Source organism: Microcystis sp. LE19-131.1A (genome assembly GCF_027532015.1).
Lineage (GTDB): Bacteria > Cyanobacteriota > Cyanobacteriia > Cyanobacteriales > Microcystaceae > Microcystis > Microcystis ichthyoblabe_A.
In genome coordinates, this window is sequence record NZ_JAPZSS010000143.1 from 1 (window position 1) to 1,096 (window position 1,096).

1 protein-coding gene is annotated in these 1,096 nt (G+C 43.7%); it reads left to right on the plus strand.

Going from position 1 to position 1,096, the window contains the following annotated elements:
* Nucleotides 1-162: 162 nt before the first annotated feature.
* On the plus strand, nt 163-402 hold the full coding sequence (locus O9323_RS11825) for a PIN domain-containing protein (RefSeq protein WP_002754146.1): 240 nt from the start codon (nt 163-165) through the stop codon (nt 400-402).
* The last annotated feature ends 694 nt before the right edge of the window (nt 403-1,096 follow it).

Here is a 1,096-nt window from a genome sequence, read left to right on the forward strand (position 1 = left end):
TAATACAGTGAGTTCTTTTCTTCTTCCGTGAATTCTAGGTTAATCATGTTTTTAATGAGTGCTTTGCTTCTAATTATGACTCTTAAACTATACTATTGTCCTTGAGTAAAAAATGCAAGTTGCAGCCGTGCAAAGTATATAAAGCCCTACGTGAAACTCGTCATGTTGCTGATTGACACATCTGTGTGGATCAGCGTCTTCCGCGATCGCAGTGGTCAAGTTCGCCAGCAACTGGAAACGTTAATTGCAAATCGTGAGATTTTACTCACCCGCTTTACCCAGCTTGAACTGCTTCAAGGGAGCTTAAACGAGCAAGAATGGACAATCCTCTCTACTTACCTCGAAGTGCAGGATTATGTTGAACTCAGGCCTTCTTCCTGGCAAGCGGCTGCACGTATTTAGGGTTTGCTGAAAAAGTACGGGCGAAGCATTCGGGCAATAACCTATCGGTGAAACCGTAGATTTTTTATCCGAATGCTTCGCCCCTACAGGACGCGGGCCGATGAAGACGCAAGGTTTTAAAGCACGATTCTCTCAAAATCTTGCACCTGTTTCGCGAGAAAAGCCACAAAACCCTTACCTTGCCTACATTTCACCTTTATTCAGCAAGCCCTATTTACTATGATCTGCGTCGTCAAGGATTGACTGTTCGCAGCCCAATTGATTGCTGTATTGCTCAAGCGGCACTGGAAAATGATCTGCTTCTGATTCACAACGACCGTGATTTTGAAACCATTGCTCAAGTGCGATCTCTTCAAAATCTCCGTTTTCAGCCCTAGGGTGCGTTCCCTAATGGGGGTCCTACTGCTCCACCGATCGATTTTTGGGAACGTACCATGCCCATTGATTAAAGTTGTGAGTTTAAGTGCGATGCTGATCGTGTAGGGTGCGAAAACGCGAGTGTAACGCACCTTTTTCAAGTCAGCTATAATGTCGGTTAGACAATGCTCTTATGACTGGACTTCCCCCATACATAAATACTAAAAAATTAACAAAACCCTTACTGCAGGTCGCTTCTAAGAAAAAATTGAAAAGAGGCTACTGGGTACATTTTTTACTTGAAAATGGCTGTACCGTTGACTGTATCTGGAGTAGA

Bases quoted from the DNA above. Each gene is read 5' to 3' on its own strand.
- O9323_RS11825 (WP_002754146.1), top strand. From the start codon at position 163: ATGTTGCTGATTGACACATCTGTGTGGATCAGCGTCTTCCGCGATCGC.